Annotated in this window: 21 protein-coding genes and 2 pseudogenes; 8 read left to right on the top strand and 15 right to left on the bottom strand. The window is 41.8% G+C overall.

Annotated features, from left to right (window positions below; all coding sequences use genetic code 11):
* Positions 1-2: 2 nt before the first annotated feature.
* The 5 genes from ACQ86K_RS29820 to ACQ86K_RS29840 form a co-directional block, all read right to left on the bottom strand.
* Positions 3-2,363, bottom strand: a complete 2,361-nt coding sequence (locus tag ACQ86K_RS29820) for an ABC transporter permease (protein WP_091167210.1) — start codon at positions 2,361-2,363, stop codon at positions 3-5.
* 142 nt (positions 2,364-2,505) lie between these two features.
* Positions 2,506-4,872, bottom strand: a complete 2,367-nt coding sequence (locus ACQ86K_RS29825; RefSeq protein ID WP_091167207.1) for an ABC transporter permease — start codon at positions 4,870-4,872, stop codon at positions 2,506-2,508.
* A 334-nt stretch (positions 4,873-5,206) separates the two neighbouring features.
* Entirely contained in the window at positions 5,207-5,482 is a 276-nt protein-coding gene (locus ACQ86K_RS29830; RefSeq protein ID WP_091167204.1) for a hypothetical protein, read from the bottom strand.
* Between the two features lie 99 nt (positions 5,483-5,581).
* The gene (locus tag ACQ86K_RS29835) at positions 5,582-6,277 is read right to left on the bottom strand and encodes an SDR family NAD(P)-dependent oxidoreductase (protein WP_431199292.1); all 696 of its coding nucleotides are present in this window, start codon (positions 6,275-6,277) and stop codon (positions 5,582-5,584) included.
* 111 nt (positions 6,278-6,388) lie between these two features.
* On the bottom strand, positions 6,389-7,261 hold the full coding sequence (locus tag ACQ86K_RS29840; RefSeq protein ID WP_431199293.1) for an NAD-dependent epimerase/dehydratase family protein: 873 nt from the start codon (positions 7,259-7,261) through the stop codon (positions 6,389-6,391).
* A gap of 137 nt (positions 7,262-7,398) precedes the next feature.
* On the opposite strand from ACQ86K_RS29840, the gene ACQ86K_RS29845 reads away from it, so the two are divergent.
* The 4 genes and pseudogenes from ACQ86K_RS29845 to ACQ86K_RS29860 all read left to right on the top strand — a co-directional run bounded on the left by ACQ86K_RS29845 (position 7,399) and on the right by ACQ86K_RS29860 (position 10,081).
* The gene (locus tag ACQ86K_RS29845) at positions 7,399-7,755 is read left to right on the top strand and encodes a TM2 domain-containing protein (RefSeq protein WP_223266146.1); all 357 of its coding nucleotides are present in this window, start codon (positions 7,399-7,401) and stop codon (positions 7,753-7,755) included.
* 32 nt (positions 7,756-7,787) lie between these two features.
* Positions 7,788-8,884, top strand: a pseudogene (locus tag ACQ86K_RS29850) (Nif3-like dinuclear metal center hexameric protein).
* Complete coding sequence (locus tag ACQ86K_RS29855) at positions 8,884-9,627, top strand: zinc ribbon domain-containing protein (protein ID WP_090532210.1); 744 nt, start codon at positions 8,884-8,886, stop codon at positions 9,625-9,627. Before ACQ86K_RS29850 ends, ACQ86K_RS29855 begins: the two are co-directional and overlap by 1 nt.
* An 82-nt stretch (positions 9,628-9,709) precedes the next feature.
* Positions 9,710-10,081, top strand: coding sequence for a DUF2809 domain-containing protein (locus tag ACQ86K_RS29860; protein ID WP_091167189.1), 372 nt, complete (start codon positions 9,710-9,712; stop codon positions 10,079-10,081).
* A 99-nt stretch (positions 10,082-10,180) separates the two neighbouring features.
* On the opposite strand, the gene ACQ86K_RS29865 is transcribed toward ACQ86K_RS29860, so the two are convergent.
* The 5 genes from ACQ86K_RS29865 to ACQ86K_RS29885 are packed head-to-tail and all read right to left on the bottom strand — an operon-like array spanning position 10,181 to position 12,554.
* The gene (locus tag ACQ86K_RS29865; RefSeq protein WP_431199294.1) at positions 10,181-10,864 is read right to left on the bottom strand and encodes a radical SAM protein; all 684 of its coding nucleotides are present in this window, start codon (positions 10,862-10,864) and stop codon (positions 10,181-10,183) included.
* Entirely contained in the window at positions 10,810-11,250 is a 441-nt protein-coding gene (locus tag ACQ86K_RS29870; protein ID WP_431199295.1) for a hypothetical protein, read from the bottom strand. The genes ACQ86K_RS29865 and ACQ86K_RS29870 overlap by 55 nt, the downstream gene beginning before the upstream one ends.
* A gap of 29 nt (positions 11,251-11,279) precedes the next feature.
* Positions 11,280-11,921, bottom strand: coding sequence for a response regulator transcription factor (locus tag ACQ86K_RS29875; protein WP_091167184.1), 642 nt, complete (start codon positions 11,919-11,921; stop codon positions 11,280-11,282).
* Positions 11,887-12,366, bottom strand: coding sequence for a sensor histidine kinase (locus ACQ86K_RS29880; protein WP_431199296.1), 480 nt, complete (start codon positions 12,364-12,366; stop codon positions 11,887-11,889). Before ACQ86K_RS29880 ends, ACQ86K_RS29875 begins: the two co-directional genes overlap by 35 nt.
* 38 nt (positions 12,367-12,404) lie before the next feature.
* Positions 12,405-12,554: a histidine kinase gene (locus ACQ86K_RS29885; RefSeq protein ID WP_431199297.1), complete on the bottom strand. Its 150-nt coding sequence runs from the start codon at positions 12,552-12,554 to the stop codon at positions 12,405-12,407.
* A gap of 59 nt (positions 12,555-12,613) precedes the next feature.
* Between ACQ86K_RS29885 and ACQ86K_RS29890 the strand changes: the two genes are divergently transcribed.
* Entirely contained in the window at positions 12,614-12,787 is a 174-nt protein-coding gene (locus ACQ86K_RS29890; RefSeq protein WP_431199298.1) for a hypothetical protein, read from the top strand.
* Between the two features lie 174 nt (positions 12,788-12,961).
* Here the strand turns inward: ACQ86K_RS29890 and ACQ86K_RS29895 are convergent, their stop codons facing one another.
* Positions 12,962-13,336 carry a hypothetical protein gene (locus ACQ86K_RS29895; protein WP_431199299.1) on the bottom strand — a complete coding sequence of 125 codons (375 nt, stop codon included), beginning with the start codon at positions 13,334-13,336 and terminating at the stop codon, positions 12,962-12,964.
* Between the two features lie 53 nt (positions 13,337-13,389).
* Entirely contained in the window at positions 13,390-13,761 is a 372-nt protein-coding gene (locus tag ACQ86K_RS29900) for a hypothetical protein (protein ID WP_091167176.1), read from the bottom strand.
* 150 nt (positions 13,762-13,911) lie between these two features.
* Between ACQ86K_RS29900 and ACQ86K_RS29905 the strand changes: the two genes are divergently transcribed.
* Positions 13,912-14,997 carry a metallophosphoesterase gene (locus tag ACQ86K_RS29905; RefSeq protein WP_091167174.1) on the top strand — a complete coding sequence of 362 codons (1,086 nt, stop codon included), beginning with the start codon at positions 13,912-13,914 and terminating at the stop codon, positions 14,995-14,997.
* A 122-nt stretch (positions 14,998-15,119) separates the two neighbouring features.
* Here the strand turns inward: ACQ86K_RS29905 and ACQ86K_RS29910 are convergent, their stop codons facing one another.
* The 3 genes and pseudogenes from ACQ86K_RS29910 to rsfS all read right to left on the bottom strand — a co-directional run bounded on the left by ACQ86K_RS29910 (position 15,120) and on the right by rsfS (position 18,396).
* Positions 15,120-15,764: a LutC/YkgG family protein gene (locus tag ACQ86K_RS29910; protein WP_431199300.1), complete on the bottom strand. Its 645-nt coding sequence runs from the start codon at positions 15,762-15,764 to the stop codon at positions 15,120-15,122.
* A gap of 56 nt (positions 15,765-15,820) precedes the next feature.
* Positions 15,821-17,932 (bottom strand): ATP-dependent zinc metalloprotease FtsH, encoded by a 2,112-nt coding sequence (gene ftsH, locus ACQ86K_RS29915; RefSeq protein ID WP_091167169.1) that lies wholly within the window; start codon positions 17,930-17,932, stop codon positions 15,821-15,823.
* Between the two features lie 90 nt (positions 17,933-18,022).
* Positions 18,023-18,396: pseudogene (rsfS, locus tag ACQ86K_RS29920) on the bottom strand (ribosome silencing factor).
* Positions 18,397-18,443: 47 nt separating this feature from the next.
* Here rsfS and ACQ86K_RS29925 point away from each other — a divergent pair.
* Both ACQ86K_RS29925 and ACQ86K_RS29930 read left to right on the top strand, forming a co-directional pair.
* Positions 18,444-19,217 carry a biotin--[acetyl-CoA-carboxylase] ligase gene (locus ACQ86K_RS29925; protein WP_091167164.1) on the top strand — a complete coding sequence of 258 codons (774 nt, stop codon included), beginning with the start codon at positions 18,444-18,446 and terminating at the stop codon, positions 19,215-19,217.
* A 16-nt stretch (positions 19,218-19,233) separates the two neighbouring features.
* Positions 19,234-19,686: a protein-disulfide reductase DsbD domain-containing protein gene (locus tag ACQ86K_RS29930; RefSeq protein ID WP_091167161.1), complete on the top strand. Its 453-nt coding sequence runs from the start codon at positions 19,234-19,236 to the stop codon at positions 19,684-19,686.
* Positions 19,687-19,693: the final 7 nt, after the last annotated feature.

Raw genomic sequence — 19,693 nt, forward strand, 5'->3', positions numbered from 1 at the left:
TATTACTCCCTCCTTAAACTATCAACCGGGTTAGCCAGCGCGGCTTTAACCGATTGAAAGCTGATGGTAATAAAGGCTATCAATAGGGCGATAGCTGCCGATAAGATGAAAGTTGTCCAGCTAATACCCACTCTGTAAGCGAATGCATCCAACCAGTGGCTCATAGCCAGCCAGGCTATCGGGAAGGCTATTACAATAGCAATCAATACAAGCTTTATAAAATCTTTGGCTAATAAGGCAACAACATTAGTAACGGTAGCGCCTAAAACCTTTCGCACGCCAATTTCTCGGGTACGCACCTGGGCGGTGTAAGCAGCTAAACCAAGCAGGCCAAGACAAGAAATTAAAATCGCGATCCCTGCAAAATAGTTAAATAAGGTACCTTCGCGCTGCTCGCCCTGGTAAAGGTTGTTGAATATGTCATCCAGGAAAGTGTAACCAAATGGAAATTGCCCATTGTATTGTTTAAACTCTTTTTCGGCAGCTGCTATGGCTTTTGGCGCACCATCGCCGGTTGTTTTAATATACAGTGAAGCATACGTATCCGGGGCGTAGAAAAACACCATCGGCCCAATTTTTTCACGCATACTTGCAAAGTGAAAATCCTTTACCACGCCTATGATAGTTCCTTCAGTTTTACGCAACCTGAAACGTTTGCCTATCGGGTCTTTCATACCTAACTCCTTAATTGCAGCCTCATTCAGGATATAATGAGCCGAATCACTCACCGAGCCATCAAAACCGCGACCTGCAGTCATTTTTATCTTGAAAAAAGAAATAAAATCTTTATCAATTCCCTGCGGGTGCACGATAAATGTTTGCCCTGTGGCTTTGCCATCCCAATCATTATCGCCCGAGATGCCGCCGTTGTTAACAATATTTCCGCTTGATCGGGTTACCGCCTCAACACCCGGTTGTTTCAACAGTTCGGCTTTAACAGCATCATAATGATCTTTCATATCGCGCATCCAAAAAGCAAACACATGGCTTTTATCATAGCCTAAATTTTTAGACCGGATGTAATTAAGTTGGCTGGTGATTACGATTGTACCGATAATAAGCACAACCGAAAAGGTAAACTGTACCACTACCAGGATTTTACGGAAAACCACATCGCCAATGCCATTGGATATTTTACCCTTAAGTGCCTTTAAAGGTTCAAAAGATGATAACAGGAGCGCCGGGTAAATACTGGACAATACAAGTGTAGCAGTAATGGTACCCGCAATAACTAACCAGATATGGTAGTTGGAAAGATTAAATACCAGCTGCTTACCCGCAATTTCATTAAATACAGGAATTACGTTATAAATTACCAACACTGCTAAAACCGACGAAAGGATAAACAGCAAAGCTGTTTCTACCACAAACTGCATAAACAATTGTGTTTTTGCCGCGCCGATGATCTTTCGCATGCTTATTTCCTTGGCGCGCAGCATGGCCCGCGCGGTTGAAAGGTTAACATAGTTGATACAGGCAATTACTAATATTACTAAGGCGATAATGATAAAGATATGTACAGTGCTGATCCCCCGGTCGGTACCATCAGCATTATAAAGGTGCATTTTAGTTGCGGGCAGCAAGAGGTAATCGGCATCGGTATCTTCAGGCTTCCGTTTCAGGTGAACTTTATTCAAATCGGCCGATAGCTTTTTTAAAGAAGTACCCGGCTTCAACAACAAATAGGTTTCATAAGCGTAATTGCTGAAATCATGGTTCAGATCAACCTTATTGTTGGTAAACATATATTTGATATGATAGCTCATAGGCATGATCATATCATAATTAATGCTTGAGTTAAGCGGGAAATCATCAATAACGCCCGATACAGTAAAATTCTCTTTATTATCGGCCACAATAACTTTTCCTAAAGCATCTTGATTACCGAAATATTTTTTTGCCGTTCTTTTTGTAATCACTACGGAATTATCGTTCGTAAAAGGCTTTGCCTTGTTACCTTCAATCAGCGGAAAGTCAAAAACAGTAAACAGGGAGGGATCAGCAAAGCCTACCGCCTGCTCGTTAAAAATTTTATCCTGGTATTTAAATAATGAGAAAAACCAGTTATTGGTTATGCGCACCTGATCTTGCACAACGGGCAGTTCCTGTTTGGCCAGCGGCCCCATCGGTGCTACTGTTGTTTGCCAGATCTGCTTGCTGGCCCCTGTACCGCCAAAAAGCTCTACCCGGTAAATATTTGATGCGTTTTTATGAAAGCTATCAAAGCTAAATTCGTCCTGCACCCAAAGCAGGATGAGGATCCCAATGGCGAGGCCTACAGTTAACCCGGCAATATTGATCACCGAATAAAACTTATTGCGGACAAGGTTCCGCCAGGCGGTTTTGATATAGTTTTTCAGCATAAAAATCCGTTTTATTTAATTGTGTGGCATGCAAAACAGTGCCAATATCACAAATAGCTATATATCAAACAATTAAACTCAACCAACAATGAAGTACCGTTCGGATACGGACAGGTGGGTGTTCATTTATGTAACGCAAGCATCACTCAGTTCTTAAGCTCTTAATAGGGTTCACGGTTGCGGCTTTGATAGATTCATAGCCAACCGTAAGCCAGGCTATACCCAAAGCTGACCCCGATGCCAACAAGAATATCAGCCAGCTAACATTAATATGATAAGCAAATCCAGCCAGCCAGGTATTTGCCGCGTACCACGCAACCGGTAATGCTATACAGATAGCTATCAGGATCAACCTGGTAATTCCGGATGATAACAAATAAACCAGGTTAAATACCGATGCGCCCAATACCTTGCGTACGCCTATTTCCCTGGTACGCTGTTCGGCAATAAACGCCGATAAACCGTATAAACCAAGACATGAAATAAAAATGCCTATTGCCGCAAATAGTTTAAAAATATTACCCATCTGCTGCTCTCCATGGTAAAGGCTGGCCATTTGCTGATCAACAAAATTGAAGCTGAAAGGATAAGCAGGACTAATTTCTTTACTCATTTTCTCCAGAGCCTTTATAGTTGCAAAGGTTGCTCCAGGCTTAGTTCGTATAACCACATTACCGCCACCACCTGTTAAAGCAATGATCAGGGGTTCAATGGCCGACTGGGCAGGTTTGAAATTAAAGTCTTTAACCACACCAATAATAACACTGGGTTTATTGTGCAATGTCATCGGTTTGCCAATGGCTGCCGCAGGATCAGTAAAGCCCATCAAGCTCAATAGTTTTTGGTTAATGACACAATTATTTGAATCGGTTTTAATTGATTCGGAAAAGAAACGGCCTGCCAGTAATTTCAATCCGAATAGATGGGCAAAATTTTCGCTCACGTAAATTCCCGGCGTCGGGTTTCCGAGCGTTTTGGGGTCTTTGCCGGGCCATGAAACGTTTGCGCCAGCTCCCACATCTATAGGAAGTTCGTTGGTAATAGCAAAATCACTGGTGAGCGGATTTTGCCGTAGCTCATTTCTCAGCAAAGCTTCTTTATCTACCATGTCACCGTTCATGTCCATATATAAAAGACTGGATTTGTTAAAGCCGGGATTTCTTTCTCGTACAAACTTAAGTTGCTGGTAAATAACTATCGTACCTATCAGTAAAACCACCGAAACAACAAACTGGGTCACCACCAAAGCATGGCGAAAAATTAAATTACCGCCCATTGATTTCACATTCCCCTTAAGCACTTTAACAGGATTAAAACCCGATAAAAACAATGCCGGGTAACTTCCCGATATCACCCCTGTTAATAACGCGATACATAACAGACCAAGCCAAAGATTCGCATCGGCAAAATCAATGGTAAGTTGTTTACCAATCAGCTGATTAAACATCGGCAGGACCAAAACTACTATCCAAAGTGCAAGAAGCAGCGATAAAAAAGCAGTGAACACGGCTTCGCTTAAAAACTGAAATATCAGTTGAAACCTTTGCGCCCCAGCTACTTTGCGCAAGCCAATTTCCTTTGCCCGTCGGGCCGAACGCGCAGTAGCCAGGTTCATGAAATTGATACAGGCAACGGCAAGTATTAAAATAGCTACAACAAAAAACATTTTTAGGTATAGCGCATTACCGTGCCCGGGTAAATCCATCTCTATCGCCGGGGCCATATGGATTTGGGTAATCGGCTGAAGATGGAAAGCGCTCTTCATTTGCGGTTCGTATTTATGGTAGATCTGGAAAATCTGGCTTTCCAGCTTTTTTAAATTGACAGGGCTTGGATCAAAATTTTCATCTAACTGAAGATAAGTATGAAAATACGGCGCTTCCCATTGATATTTTTCAACCTTTGGGTTAGCTCTGTACAATGCTGCTGTTGGCATTACAAAATCAAATTGCATGTGCGAGTTAGCAGGGATGTTGGCTAAAACCCCGGTCACTACCACGTTTTCACTATTGTCTTTTTTCAGAAACTTGCCAACGGGATTTTCATTACCAAAATATTTCACGGCTGTAGCTTCCGTTATTAAAACGCCATCTATTTGCTTTAGAGCTTCTGCACGATCACCTTTTACAAGCGGGAATGAAAATACATCCAGAAAATTGGGATCGGCATAAATTACCCTGTCTTCTATAAACCTTTTGTCGTTGGCTCCAAACAAGTAACTCTTCGTGTTTATACGTACTGCATTTTTCACAGCCGGTAATTGCGCTTTTACCGAGGCAGCCATTGCAGTGGGTGTGCCGGCCATGGTTAAGCCATCAACATCCCAGTTTATACGATATAGTTGTGCCGCATTTTTATGAAACATATCGTAACTCAGTTCGTTTTGTACCCAAAGCAATATCAGGATACTTGCTGCGAGGCCAATTGCCAAACCAGATATATTAATAACGGAATAGGTTTTGTCTTTAATTAAATTGCGGTAAGCGAGTTTAAAGTACGTTCTGATCATGGTTATGTAGGTTTAAGTTTTCCTAACGAAAAGAACAATTTTATTCATCAATATACAGTCCCCAACAGCGTTATGCTATTATACTCACAGATATGTCCCAATAATCTTTTTCAGCACATATTTAAACTAATCAGGCATCGCATTTGTAATATCGGTACAGGTACCATAACATGATATTAAATTTCATGCCACAATATAAATAACTTACAATGAACACATTGAAAGGCAATAAAGGACACTATTGTTCGGAAACGTTACAGCCAGTGTACGGCTTTAAACGGTTAGGTCTGGTTATTAAACTATTACTGAATAAATTACCTGGATAGCAATGCGATCAACCTTCAAAAACCGAAGTTATGATGTTATGGTTCACCAGGATCCGCATCAGCATCTCGACTGAGAAATCGCGGGTTATGTCAATACTGATAAAATCTGTTTCTCCATTTTTCACCTCGCAGGCATCGCGGTCAAAATACAATACCAATCCGCGCATACTGCCCGAGATAATAACAATACGTTCGTTATTAATAAGCTTAAAACTATTGCGCGTGCGCTTGAAAAAGCTGCAAAGGTTTTTAATATGCCGATAGGTAAGTAATGAAATGATCATGCTGTCAGCTTTTAATAATGGTGGCCAGGCGCTGCCTTATAATGATGTCTTTAACAGCGGCAGGCAGCAAACTGTTTAGTAAAACAAGCATCCTGTTTATCATGCCAGGTATAATTTCTTTTTTCCTTTCAGCAAACCATCAATTGCTATACGTGCCACGTGCCCGGGCTCCATAATAGTTGCCTTTGATATGCCTCTAAGCTTATTATTCATTACCAGCAGCTCAGGCTTGGTGTTAATGCCTCCGGGACTAAGCAGGCTGATTTTCACATTTGAGCCCTGAAGTTCCAGCTGCAAACATTTGGTAAAATACCTGATAAATGATTTGGTAGCACCGTAAACCTGCTTTTTAGGCACTACAAACAAGCCGCCCAAGCTCCCTACATTCAATATATAAGAGGTAGTAGAGACATCGGCCTGGGCCAGGAACAGGCGGGTAAGCAGTACAGGTGTAATCACGTTCAGTTCAATTTGCTTTTTATAAAACCCAATGTTCAAATCTTCAAACCACGACCAGTTACCTAAACCCGCATTATTGATGAGTAGGTGGGCCGTAATTTGCTTATCACTAAGGTAATTAAAAATAGCCGGGTAACTTTCGGCAAGGGTTAAATCAATTTCAAGATAACTTACTTTAACCTCAAAATTTTTGCGGATAAACGATGCCAGTTCGGGCAGACCTGAACCCGGCAATGAAACCAGTACCAGGTTTACATGGCGTAATGCCAGTTCAATGGCAAATGATTTGCCCAACCCTTCGCTGGCTCCGGTTATAATTGCAGTTTGATGTACCATGTTCAGGCTTGTTTAAGGTAGTTGATTGTTTTGTGCATCCCTTCGGCAAAGGGGTTATCCGATAACCCAATTGGGTTATAGCCTTATTGCTGCTATACTTTTGATCATACTTTAAACGTTCGGCAAACTCAGGTAAAAAAAGGGGCGTAACCCGGTAAGCTGTGCTTTCAGCTTTTCAAGATGGCTGTAAAATTCGATAGCCTTTAACGGCAGATGAATGAGACGATGTTGTTTACCTGATACCTGATGTACTGTTTTGAAAAAATCATTAAAACTAATATCCTCTCCGCCCAAGATATAGCGTTCGCCGCTGGTTCCATTATTCATAGCCGCAAAATGTCCATCAACCACATCAGTTAAAAAAGCATAATTGGCTACCTGTTCGCCGTTGCCGGGAATAAAATGCCATTTGCCGCGTAAATAGGCCAAAACCATTTTACCCACTGTATTACTTTCGGTAACAGGCCCTTCGCCATATACGCGTGATGGATTTACTGTAACGATGTATATCCCTCCCTGCTTTGCAAAGTTTTGCACCTCCAATTCTGCCAGGTATTTGGTACGCTCGTAAGCAATGGGGAAACCAGCTATTCTTGGATCATTCTCGCTCATGGGATGTTTTACTGTTGGGCCCCAAACACCGCAGGTTGATGTGTAAACTATTTTCTGTACACCGGCACCTGCTGCAACTTCAAGTACGTTACGGGTACCAACAACATTGGTTTCATGGTAATCATCCGGGTTACGGCACCACATTTTGGCCATGGCGGCTGTATGATACACCTGCTGGCAGCCCTGCATTGCCCTGCCCAGGCTTTGCCGGTACATGATATTGCCTGTAACCGGTTCAATATTTTTATGCTTTATTAAATATGGATGATCGGTATTACGGCATAAGGCTTTAACATCATAGCCCTGCATAGCCAGCGATAACGTGAGCTGCCTGCCAATAAACCCTGTTGCCCCGGTTACTAAAACTTTCATACAGGTATTACAACCTCACTATTGTTTACCCCTACGTATGGAAAAGAATTTTTAAATCATTTTTTAACCTATAGTTTTAATGCGGTAAATATTTAAATTTGGCTTATTACTTTTTAATAAGCCTTACCTATATGAACATGTACCAGGACCCACATAGTACGTTTGCCGGTTTTTCGCCAGAAGAGTTGGGATTTTTACAGCACGCCACCCCCGATCTGACAGAAAGCCAGAAAAAATATTTTTACATGGTTTATAGCAATAAGCGCAAAAACTCGCAGGATATATTGTTATTTACCTTGCTTGGTTTTGTAGGCTTTGCCGGCATTCAGCGCTTTGTATTAGGCCAGATTGGGATGGGTATTGTTTATTTACTAACAGTAGGCTTTTGCTGGATTGGCACCATTGTGGATTTGATCAACAATAAGTCGATAACTTTGGAGTATAATAAGAATATGGCTTATGAAAGCTACCAAATGGCTAAAATGAGCAGCTAAACAAAGCCGTTATTTATCTCTAAAAAAACTTAATGAAACTATCTGCCCTAACCGCTTACCTTGAAAGCCTCGCGCCACTTAATTACCAGGAAGATTACGACAATTCTGGCCTGATAGTTGGCAACCCGGAGCAGGAGGTAAGCCAGGCCCTGATCTCGCTTGATTGCACCGAAGCTGTGGTTGATGAAGCCATCGCCACCGGCTGCCAGGTGATCATATCTCACCACCCTATAGTTTTTAAAGGGATCAAGAAATTCAACGGTAAAACTTATGTAGAACGCGTGGTTGAAAAAGCTATCCGTAAAGGTATTGCTATATACGCTATTCACACCAATTTGGATAGCATCATGACCGGTGTTAATGCCCGCATCTGCGAAACTTTGGGTTTAAAAAACAGCCGAATACTGCTGCCCAAACATAACCTGATCAAAAAACTGGTTACGTACGTTCCGCTAAACCATGCCGACACTGTACGTGATGCTTTGTTTGCAGCAGGTGCAGGCAATATTGGTAATTACAGCGAGGTTAGTTTTAATGCAGAGGGAACAGGGACATTTAAAGGCAATGATGCCGCAACCCCTTATGTGGGCGAAATTGGCAAACGCCACAAGGAAGATGAGATCCGCATTGAAACGGTATATCCGGCCAATTTGGAGAGCAAGATCCTGATGGCGCTGATCCTGGCCCATCCGTATGAAGAAGTTGCCTATGATCTTTACAATTTAACCAATCAGCACCAGCAGGTAGGCTCGGGTATGATAGGCGAGCTGGAAATGCCGCTTAATGAAGAAAGTTTCCTGTTTCATGTAAAGGATAAGATGCGCACGCATGTGATACGGCATACTAAATTATTAGGCAAACACGTTAAAAAAGTAGCTGTGTGCGGCGGTTCGGGAGGCTTTTTGCTAAAGCATGCCATAGCCGCAGGAGCCGACGTTTTTATCACGGCCGATTACAAGTATCATGAGTTTTTTGATGCCGAAGGAAAGATAGTTATTGCAGATATCGGACACTTTGAGAGTGAACAATTTACGCAGCAATTATTGTATGAAATAATTAGAAAAAATTCCCTATCTTTGCCGTCCGTTTAACAGAAGTAAATACAAACCCCGTCAAATATTTTATTTAATGGAACAAACCGTAGAACAAAAGCTTAAAGCTTTATACGAACTACAAACTATCCACACCAAGATTGACAGGATCCGCCAGGTAAGGGGCGAATTGCCAATGGAAGTTGCCGACCTTGAGGACGACGTTGCAGGCCTTGAAACCCGCATCCAAAAGATCAAAGGTGAACTTGACGATGTGGAAGATGACATAGTTACCCGTAAAAACCTGATCAAAGAAGCTCAGGCGAACATCAAAAAATACGAAGGCCAGCTTAACGAGGTTAAAAACAACCGCGAATATGATGCAATCTCAAAAGAAATTGAGATCCAGGGCTTAGATATACAGGTAAGTGAAAAGAAGATTCGCGAATACGGCTTCGAAATCACCAACAAAACCCAGGTTTACGAAAAAGCATTGGCCGATCTGGAAGCCCGCCAGGCCGACCTTGACGCCAAGAAAGAAGAATTAGGCACCATTACTGCCGAAACTGAAAAAGAAGAGACCGAATTAAATGCCCAGGCTGCAAAAGCTATGGACAACATCGAAGAACGTTTATTAACTGCTTACACCCGTTTACGTCAAAACGCTAAAAACGGACTTGCAGTTGTAACTATCCAACGTGATTCATGCTCTGGTTGCTTTAACCAGATCCCTCCTCAGCGCCAGTCAGACATCCGTCAGCGTAAAAAGATCATCGTTTGCGAGCATTGCGGACGTATCCTTGTTGACGAGCAAATGGCTTTGGAAGCTGAAGAAGCATAAGCAACCATTTATAAAGTTAAATATATCAAAGGCACCCAATGGGTGCCTTTTTTGTTGCATTTATTTAGCCGATATTTATTGTATGTCTAAAACCCGGATAACCTATTTTATATTATCAATAGCAACCATTATCTTCGGCTTGCTATCCCGCCATTTTAAATTTATCCCTTTATTTATTGGCGATATTTTATGGGCTGCTATGGTTTACTTTATCATGAGATTTCTGTTTATTACCAAAACTATCAGGTTCAATGCTATTGCGGCTTTGCTGTTTTGCTTTGCGATAGAGTTCAGCCAACTTTATAAAGCGCCATGGATAGATGACATCAGGAACACACTGTTTGGCAGGCTCGTTTTAGGTGAGGGTTTTTTGTGGAGCGATTTGTTGTGTTATGTTATTGGGGTGGGGATAGGTGTTGGAGTTGAAAAGCTTTTATTCACACGGAGCCGATAGCCCTGGAAACTTTAAACCTTATTTGACTATTAACTTTAAACCACTTACGTTCTAAACTGTATATACAAGATTGTAAAAGAGCGTCGAAAGAAATTCCACTTAAAACATACTCGTCTGCTTCCCTTTCCTCGGCACAAATAAACTATAGTCATATTCGGGCATTTGCCTATCGCCCATAAAGCGTTTGCAAGCCATTTTAAACATCTGGTGAATGGATTCGGCTACCTTGCCCTCGCCGCTCATCCTGCGGCCGTAATCGCTGTCATTTAGTTTACCATCATGCGTCGCGCGGATCATATTCAGTACCTTTTCGGCACGGTCTGGAAAAGCTTTGTAAATCCAGTCGCTGAAAATCTCGGCTATGCTGCCGTTGAGCCTCACCATGGTAAAACCGGCGGCTAAAGCGCCTCTGTCAGCGGCGGCTTTAATGATATTAGGCACTTCATTACTGTTTAACCCGGGAATGATCGGCGCTGCCATTACCCGTACCGGGATGCCTTTTTCCGAAAGCTTTTGAACTACCGCCAAACGGCCTGTTGCTGTTACAGTGCGCGGCTCAAGTTTCTGCCTCAGTTGCTCATTAAGGGAGGTGATGGATATGTTTACATGTACCAGGTTCAGCCTGGCCATATCTGTAAGCAAATCGATATCCCGCAGTATAACGTTGTTTTTAGTGATGATACTAACCGGATTTTTATACTTCCAGAAAACCTCCAGCAGGGCCTGGGTTATCTTAAGCTTCCGTTCAACGGGCTGATAGCAATCGGTATTACCGGAGAGCATGATACAAACCGGCTTATAATTTTTTTGTTGAAATATTGCTCAAGCAGCTGGGGGGCATTGGGTTTAATAATGATCTTGCGCTCAAAATCGAGCCCGGCGCTAAAGCCGTAATATTCATGGCTGTTACGGGCATAACAGTAAATGCAGCCATGCTCGCAACCCTGGTACGGGTTTATGGAGTACATATGGCTCAGGTCGGGACTGTTGGATTCGCTTACAATTTTTTTGGGCGTTTCTTCAAAAAGCTGCGTGTTGCTATTTTCAAGCAAAGGCTCGTCAATACCCTCGATATGATCAAGTACATACTTGTTTTTCAGAAACTTATTGTGCGTATTTACCTGCGCCCCTCGTCCTTTAAAAAAATCCGGATTTTCCTCATGTGACATTGAACAAATTTGCTAAATTTATTAGCAAATTACAATTCAATCAGTTTATTTTTTATGCTATACAAAACCAGCCCTACGCGGCTTTTAATCTGGAGTTTTTCAAAAAGCTGGTCGCGATAGCTATCAACGGTGCGCACGCTGATGTTCATGGTTTCGGCAATTTCTTTATAAGTAAGCTCTGTGCCGGTAAGACGAAGGAATTCTATTTCGCGCGGGTTAAGCTTGATGTTCTCTAACTTGCTGTTAAAGTTGGTAATGAGATGGCGGGTTACAAATTCCGGATAGTAAAGCTCTCCCTGCGAAACCTTCAAAAGGGCCTCTTCAACTTCATAAGGCTCCGAATCTTTAAGCAGGTAGCCTTTAACGCCCATTTTTACCATGAGCAGTACCTTTTCGGCATCCTCAAACATGGATAATATGATGACCCTAACGCCGGGATATTTTGCCCTGAGCACTTGCGCGGCTTCAACGCCATCCATAACCGGCATACTGATATCCAGCAGTATAATATCAGGAACTATGCCTTTGCTTATCGTGTCTATTAGTTCCTGCCCGTTTGCGGCCTCAAATAGTATGTTGTATCTTTTAAAATTGGAGACAAGAGCAGCCATACCGCTCCTGAAGAGTTTATGATCATCAACTAAGGCTATTTGAATGGGTTCCTTTAGCATAAATTTGTTGTACCAGGGGATTGAACGACAATTTTATCTGGCAACCCTTACCAGGCGAGCTGGCAATAATTACGTCCGCGCCTACTAAAGCTGCCCTGTTTTCAATGTTACGCAATCCCGAACCGCCCTTATTATCAACCTTTTCGGCATTGAAACCAGCACCATCATCTTCGATGAGCAAATTAAACATTTGTGCAGTATAATACAAACCGATTTTAAGGTTAGCTGCCTTAGCGTATTTCAGGGTATTATTGACCGCTTCCTGGAAGATCCGGAATATCACCAGTTCGCGCTGCTCTCCTAAACTATATACATCACCTTCAACCTCAAAAATAACATTGATGATACCACTGCGGGTTAAACGTTCGGTTTCGGTTTCGAGGGTTTTTATAAGTCCCTGCGAACTGATATGCTCAAAGCTCATGCTTTTTGAAAGGTGCCTCAAATCATTAATGGTTTGCGAAACCAGTTCGCGGTTCTCATTTACACGGGCTTTTTTTCGTCATCAAGGCTATTGTTAAGCAGGCCCAGGTTCAATTTTACAAATGACAAAACCTGCGTGATATTATCATGGATCTCACGGCTTATATCGTTAAGCGTTTGCTCCTGAATCTCTATCTGCGTTTTAAGCATCTCCTGCTTAAATGAGGCTTTAAGGTTTTCGCGCTCAAGCAGGTTTTTGTTCTGCTTTTTTGGTACATGAGCATAAAGCCGATAATGAATACACCAAGCAGCAGTATGAAGGCGGAGCCCGCTATTATAACGAGGATAACCTGTTCTTCCTGAAAGAGCATATAAAGGCTATTGAGAATAAAAAATTCAATGCAAAAGTTGTTAGGTTAAGCAGCGTTGCTGCTATCAAATAGAAATGATAATTATTTCGATACACCATATAACCAAAACATGAGTAAAAAAATGTTGTGGATAAGTAATAAAAAAATACGCCCGTTAATGCCAGGAAAGGGGGTGGGTTATCAGCTCAATATACTCGTCACTATCATTGTTCAGCAGGCGATAGTAATAATCGCAAATCATCCATATCAGAAAAAGATCTTGTAAAAGGGTAGCTGCAGTTGCTCTTTTCCATATCCCCCTTGTACAAATAAGATATCCAGTATCGATAACAAGATAACTACGCCGGCACCTATATAAACCTTCTTTCGTCGTCCAATACGCTCATCAAAGCCTTGTATAAACCATGTAAAAAAGGCAAATAGCAGTATGTCTTCAATATTATTGCACCACGCGTTTGAATGATAAATATTTAGCCAGCCAAAAATGTTCACAAAATCGTAAACAAGCAAAAAGCTCAACAAGGGCAGTAGTCTTTTAAAGTTCTTGTCAAGCCCTTTATATGTAAAAAGGCAGCATACAAAAGCCACCACATCCATTACATAGTAAAAATTCTCCAGCATGAATGCTAAAATAACATATATACTTTAGCATTCATGAAACTGATTAATTTATTCTATCCCTGGCACATTGGCGGACATTCCCTTCCGCTGCTTAAAGCTGCAAGGCCGCTCACAGACAGGTTTGCTACCTGATCACTTTGTATCGCATCAATATGCTCATCTTTACCTGCTCCGGCAACAGTGCCAACTATAGCAACCGACGTTTGGTGCGGCGCATTACTATGATCGGCATCATGAACTCCGAAATGTAACCTTACACCTGTGGCTTCAGGTGGTAAATTATTAACAAACTCCTTTAGCTTATCAATCGAAATCCATGTCGATTCCGTATCATTAACCTCATGATGTTTGTCAATAACCGCTTTTCGGGTCTGCTTATAGCGAGCCACCATTTCCCTGGCTGTTTTTAAGTCAATAGGTTCCATATAATTTAGGGTGTCTTTAAATCAGGCCTAATCTAACTAATTATAATAAAACAACCTATCCGTTATTTCACTGTATTACATCCCGTTTAAACACGGTAAAAGTAACTGTCAACTTACAACACAATACACTATATCATACGTTAAAAAGTCATGCGCAAGTTTTTACAAAAACTGTTAACTAAGCCGGTTGCCCGGTTGGCCGACAGGCTCTCATCACGACCGGATAAGAAGCGGGTTAACAGATCACTGAACCGGTTATACAAAAGCCTGCTAACCGGGTCGGGTAAAAAAGGCCTTATAATACCTTTCGACGCAGAAAAAGGTAAATTCATTATCTTTTCTGATCAACACAAGGGCGCCCGTGATGATATGGACATTTTCGCCCTTGCCGAGAAGAACTACCTTACAGCACTTGATTATTACTACAGCCAACCATTTTTCTACATCAATCTTGGCGACAGCGAGGAGCTTTGGGAAAACTTGTTCATCACCATAAAAAAGCACAACAAAGCCACATTTGAAAGCGAAAAACGGTTCATACAACGTAAAGAATTCATGAAAATATTTGGCAATCATGATCTGTTTTGGGACAATGACCCTTTAGCGGCAGTTGGATTAAAGCAAATTTATGATGAAGTAATTAAGATCTATGAAGGAGCTGTACTACAAACAACAGTTAATGGTAAACCACTAAATATATTCATGACGCATGGCCACCAGGGCGATTTGCAAAGCGATGGCAACTGGTTCAGTAAATGGTTTGTATCCAATGTATGGGCACCTTTCCAGGCATATCTGAAGGTAAATATCAATACGCCGGCAAATAATGACCTGCTTAAAACAGATCATAACCGCATTATGTATGAATGGAGCCAGAGGCAAAAAAACACGCTGCTGATAACCGGGCACACACATCAGCCGGTATTCAGGTCATTAACCCACCTCGAAAAACTGTATAACGATATAGCGAAAGCGAGGAAAGCAGGAAACGATAAACTGGCCGATGAGCTAAATAAACAGATCGTTAACCGGCAAGTGAAAGGTGATGTGGCTCCCGATTTTAGCGCATGCCACCCAAGCTATTTCAATAGCGGCTGCTGTTGTTACGATGATGGCGATATAACAGGCATCGAAATCTCAGATGGCCACATCCGCCTCGTTAAATGGGAATACAACAAGCTAAATCAAAGTGAACGAATAGTATTAGAGGGATGTGGTTTGGAAGAGCTGTTTTGAGGAGAGCGGTGAAAGGTTAAAGACGAAAGGAACAGCAATCAGATGGCGCAAAAATCAGATCAATCTCTAATCGAAAAATCGCACTTCAGAAAAAACCAACCAAATCATTGTAATCAAAAAAATCAGCGGTCAGCCTTCCAGCATAAAAACAAAAGCTCTTTAGGGCCGTGGGCGCCTAATACCAGTGTTTTCTCAATGTCAGCGGTACGGCTTGGGCCGGTTACCGTGCTGATCATGGATGGCAGTTGGTTGCCATATTTGGTTTTGATGAGTTTAAAACCATCTTTCAAGTCCATAACCATTTGCGAAGTATAAGCCAGTACAATATGCACCGATGGATAGATGCTTAACCTGCGGCCGGCCATATTACCGTTTGAAAGCAGGATGCTGCCGTTACGGGCAATCAGAGCCTCGCAAAGAGTAAAACCAACTTCGGCTTGTTCAAAGTCTTTATCGGTTTCGTAGTGCGGGTATTCAAACTGGTTCAGGATCTCCTGCAACTTAGGTTCCCAGCAGTAAATTTTGTGCCATTTACGTTCTTCGGCAAGGGTAAGCAGGTTTTCAATAAATTGCAGCTCATCCTCACAAAAAACAAACTGGCCTGCTACGTTGGTAAACTGTTCGGCGAAGACCACCTCGGGCATTTCATCCGTTGCAGGATAAAGGGGTTGGTCTTCCAGTTGAGGGTATGGATTATCCCTTTTCTCCAAAAGTGCTTTCCTGATTTTTTTAAGCAGTTTTTCTTTTGATGTAGTGATATCCCTCATGGCTAAAAAAGAAAAGCCACCAGCTTTGCCGGTGGCTTTGTATTATAATTTAAAAATTAAAGTTTCGGATCTTCGCTGTCTATTCTTGAAAGTTCAGGATTAGTCAGCGAGTCTGGAATAGCATTGTTATCCACATCCGGATTTAACGCGGCTTCACCGTTTACAAACTTATCATAAGTTGTGCGCTCGTCAAACGGACGTTTGCCCAGGATCTCTTCCAGATCACTCTGGAACAATACTTCCTTCTCCAATAGCTTTTGAGCTATCTTTTCAAGTCCGTCGCGTTTAGCATTCAGCAGGTCTTTGGTTTTTTGATAAACCACATCAACCAGTTTGCGCACTTCAGCGTCAATCATTTCGGCTGTAGTATCAGAATATGGTTTGTTAAACTGATACTCGCCCTGCGGATCATAAAATGATACGTTACCCACGCTATCGTTCATACCATAAATTTTGGTCATGGCATAAGCAAGTTTAGTAATACGCTCCAAATCACTCAGTGCACCGGTAGAAATTTTACCGAAAACGATATCCTCGGCAACACGACCGCCCATAGATACACTCATTTCGTCAAGCAATTGCTCGGTAGTGTACAAAAACTGCTCTTTTGGCAGATATTGAGCATAACCTAACGCAGCGACACCACGAGGCACAATTGATACCTTAACCAAAGGATCGGCATGTTCAAGGAACCAGCCTGCAATAGCGTGACCGGCTTCGTGGTAAGCAACAATCCGTTTTTCTTCCGGAGAGATGATTTTGTTTTTCTTCTCTAAACCACCAATAACACGGTCGATAGCATCCTGAAAATCGGTCATATCAACCGACTCTTTATTTTTTCGGGCGGCAATCAGCGCAGCCTCATTACAAACGTTGGCAATTTCGGCACCGGCAAAACCAGGGGTTTGTGCCGATAGTTTTTTAGCATCTACACCATCAGATAGTTTAATTGGTTTCAGGTGAACTTTGAAAATTTGCTCACGACCAATCAAATCCGGTTTATCGATAGATACCTGCCTGTCGAAACGTCCCGGACGCAATAACGCCGAATCCAGTACGTCAGGTCGGTTGGTAGCAGCAAGGATAATGATACCCGAATCAGTACCAAAACCATCCATCTCAACCAGCAATTGGTTCAGGGTGTTTTCACGTTCATCGTTACCACCTACTATATTATTTTTGCCACGGGCACGGCCGATAGCATCAATTTCATCAATAAATATGATACAAGGAGCTTTGTCCTTAGCCTGGCGGAACAAGTCGCGTACGCGTGAAGCACCTACACCTACAAACATCTCCACGAAATCAGAACCTGACAGAGAGAAGAAAGGTACCTGCGCCTCGCCTGCAACAGCTTTGGCCAATAAGGTTTTACCGGTACCGGGCGAACCTACCAATAGCGCGCCTTTAGGGATTTTACCACCCAGGTTAGTATATTTCTTAGGGTTTTTAAGGAAATCGACAATTTCCATTACCTCCTGCTTGGCTTCTTCCAAACCGGCAACATCGTTAAATGTAACGGTTACCTGGGCTTCTTTATCAAACAGGGTAGCTTTTGATTTACCTATGTTAAAGATCTGGCCGCCCGGGCCACCGCCCGAACCACCGCTCATCCTGCGCATGATAAAGATCCACACGCCGGCAAACAATATCACCATGATAACGCCCTGTACCAGCCAGTTTGATAACAGGCTTTCGTGTCCCTGTTCAAATTGTAAAGATACTTTTTGATCATCAGGCACATCCTTTTGAGCATCGGCAATAGACTTTTTCAGGCTCTCATATGAGGCATCCGTAAAAGTAAACTGCGGACCGCTATTGGTACTGGTATTAAAAAAGTTTTTGTCTTTAGATACGTTACTGGCAAAATATGGCTTTGACAAGCTTTGTTGTTTAATGTAAACATCGGCCATTACCAGGTCCCCGCTTTTATAAGCTACAATTTTTTGAACATCATTTGTACGAAGCATGTTTGCTTCAAATTCCTGGAAAGTAACCGGTTTGCCCGATCCGCCGTTTAACAAGGCCGGAATCAGTAAAAAAGCCAAAATAACAATACCATATAACCACATGATATTGAACTTGGGCGGTTTTGGCGAGGGCTTCTTGTTCACAATTTTACGGATAGGTCTTGGATTTTCTGATTTAGAATCTTTAATATCTTTCATTTCTTTTAACGAGCTCAAACTTACAATCTATAATTTAAATTTTACGCGGTAACAGTAAGACTATGCGTTGAGCCTTTTTGTGACGGATGTTTATGCACTTTTATAATATTTAATATCTGCATCGCCCCACAAATCTTCCACTCCATAAAACTCACGTTTATCGGTCCTGAACACGTGGATCACAACATCCACATAATCAAGCAATATCCACTCACCATGCTCAATTCCCTCTTTGCGCCAGGGCTCGGCTTGGGTGGCTTTGAAAATTTCATCCTCAATGCTATTTGCTATAGCTTTTACCTGTGTCGAGGAATCAGCATGACAGATTACGAAATAATCTGCTACTGAACTGAATATATTACGAAGGTCTAACCTGATAATATCGTTGCCTTTTTTTCCTGGATACCATGTATTGCCAGCTCTGAAATATAGGCAGATTCACTTAACACTTTGTTTTTTACCATCAAAAAGAATTAGTTTTGAACGTTTTTGAGTATAAAATTATTACACTTTGCAAAATAACATATTTTCAGGATTATTTGTTGGTCAAAATTTAGTAACAATTAAACAAGTTGACTCAACAAATAGTTTTCTTAAAAATCTACTGTCAAATTCCAAGCCAGTACCCGAAGGTACGGTCATTATGGCAGAAGAGCAGTACGCCGGCCGGGGCCAGCAACAAAATACCTGGCATAGCGAGTCTGGAAAAAACCTTACTTTTAGTATTTTATTAAAACCCCGTTTCTTACCGGTTGAAGCACAATTTGATTTGAACCGCGCGGCCAGTTTAAGCGTATATGACGCCCTGCATCCCCTCTTAGGCGATCGGTTAAAAATAAAATGGCCCAATGATATTTATTACGGCGACCGAAAACTTGGGGGCATGCTCATTGAAAACACCATACAGGGTGCTCAGCTCAAAGACTCGGTTATTGGCATCGGTTTAAATATAAACCAGGAAAATTTTCCGGCCGGCGCCTCAAACGCCACTTCTGTAAAACAAATCTTACAAAAGGATTATGATTTAACACTGTTATTATCGGAAATTTGCAAAAAGCTTGAGGTATACTATCTTAAACTGAAAGCCGGGCAAATTGATTTGGTAAGGAATACATACTTAAGCCGACTATACTGGTTAAACGAGGTTAAAAGTTTTGAGTCAAACGGCAGGGTATTCAATGGCATTGTAAAAAATGTACTGCCAAACGGCTTATTGCTTATTGAAGATACTAACGGGCAACAAATGGAGTTTAACCTCAAAGAATTGAAATTTTTAAATAAATAATAACCGTAACAAACAAATGAAGAAACTATTGGTATTGGTAACCGCGCTTATCATCAGCGTTGGCGCTTACGCTCAGATCGAATCGCCTGTGAGGTGGTCATACGCGGCAAAAAAGGTAAATGACAAAGAAGCTGTAGTATTTTTAAAAGCAACCATACAAAACGGCTGGCACATTTATTCACAAACCGTAAAAGACGGCGGCCCAATAAAAACTTCATTTGATTTTACCCCATCAAAATTATATGCTGCCGTTGGCAAAACAACGGAGCCAACTCCTGTAACAAAATACGAAAAATCATTCAGCATGAATGTAAGCTATTTTGAAAAGGAAGTTGTTTTTAGCCAAAAAATCAGTTTAAAATCGCCCAAAGCAACAGCAGTTACAGGCAAACTAACCTACATGACCTGTAACGATATGAAATGCCTGCCACCGGAAGATGTTGACTTCACTATCCCTTTAGGTAAATAATTCAGCA

The organism is Mucilaginibacter sp. P19 (assembly GCF_050632265.1).
Classification (GTDB): domain Bacteria; phylum Bacteroidota; class Bacteroidia; order Sphingobacteriales; family Sphingobacteriaceae; genus Mucilaginibacter; species Mucilaginibacter gossypii.

What these genes read in the sequence shown, in the direction of transcription:
- ACQ86K_RS29840 (WP_431199293.1), bottom strand. Translation starts at nt 7,261, where the DNA reads ATGAAAGTTTTAGTAACCGGGGCAACAGGGTTTATTGGCAGGCAGCTC.
- ACQ86K_RS29835 (WP_431199292.1), bottom strand. Translation starts at nt 6,277, where the DNA reads ATGGTACATCAAACTGCAATTATAACCGGAGCCAGCGAAGGGTTGGGC.
- ACQ86K_RS29885 (WP_431199297.1), bottom strand. Translation starts at nt 12,554, where the DNA reads ATGCTTAAAACGCAGATAGAGATTCAGGAGCAAACGCTTAACGATATA.
- ACQ86K_RS29870 (WP_431199295.1), bottom strand. Translation starts at nt 11,250, where the DNA reads ATGTCACATGAGGAAAATCCGGATTTTTTTAAAGGACGAGGGGCGCAG.
- ACQ86K_RS29900 (WP_091167176.1), bottom strand. Translation starts at nt 13,761, where the DNA reads ATGGAACCTATTGACTTAAAAACAGCCAGGGAAATGGTGGCTCGCTAT.
- ACQ86K_RS29930 (WP_091167161.1), top strand. Translation starts at nt 19,234, where the DNA reads ATGAAGAAACTATTGGTATTGGTAACCGCGCTTATCATCAGCGTTGGC.
- ACQ86K_RS29820 (WP_091167210.1), bottom strand. Translation starts at nt 2,363, where the DNA reads ATGCTGAAAAACTATATCAAAACCGCCTGGCGGAACCTTGTCCGCAAT.
- ACQ86K_RS29860 (WP_091167189.1), top strand. Translation starts at nt 9,710, where the DNA reads ATGTCTAAAACCCGGATAACCTATTTTATATTATCAATAGCAACCATT.
- ACQ86K_RS29855 (WP_090532210.1), top strand. Translation starts at nt 8,884, where the DNA reads ATGGAACAAACCGTAGAACAAAAGCTTAAAGCTTTATACGAACTACAA.
- ACQ86K_RS29895 (WP_431199299.1), bottom strand. Translation starts at nt 13,336, where the DNA reads ATGCTGGAGAATTTTTACTATGTAATGGATGTGGTGGCTTTTGTATGC.
- ACQ86K_RS29910 (WP_431199300.1), bottom strand. Translation starts at nt 15,764, where the DNA reads ATGAGGGATATCACTACATCAAAAGAAAAACTGCTTAAAAAAATCAGG.
- ftsH (WP_091167169.1), bottom strand. Translation starts at nt 17,932, where the DNA reads ATGAAAGATATTAAAGATTCTAAATCAGAAAATCCAAGACCTATCCGT.
- ACQ86K_RS29905 (WP_091167174.1), top strand. Translation starts at nt 13,912, where the DNA reads ATGCGCAAGTTTTTACAAAAACTGTTAACTAAGCCGGTTGCCCGGTTG.
- ACQ86K_RS29875 (WP_091167184.1), bottom strand. Translation starts at nt 11,921, where the DNA reads ATGCTAAAGGAACCCATTCAAATAGCCTTAGTTGATGATCATAAACTC.
- ACQ86K_RS29845 (WP_223266146.1), top strand. Translation starts at nt 7,399, where the DNA reads ATGTACCAGGACCCACATAGTACGTTTGCCGGTTTTTCGCCAGAAGAG.
- ACQ86K_RS29825 (WP_091167207.1), bottom strand. Translation starts at nt 4,872, where the DNA reads ATGATCAGAACGTACTTTAAACTCGCTTACCGCAATTTAATTAAAGAC.
- ACQ86K_RS29865 (WP_431199294.1), bottom strand. Translation starts at nt 10,864, where the DNA reads ATGCTCTCCGGTAATACCGATTGCTATCAGCCCGTTGAACGGAAGCTT.
- ACQ86K_RS29830 (WP_091167204.1), bottom strand. Translation starts at nt 5,482, where the DNA reads ATGATCATTTCATTACTTACCTATCGGCATATTAAAAACCTTTGCAGC.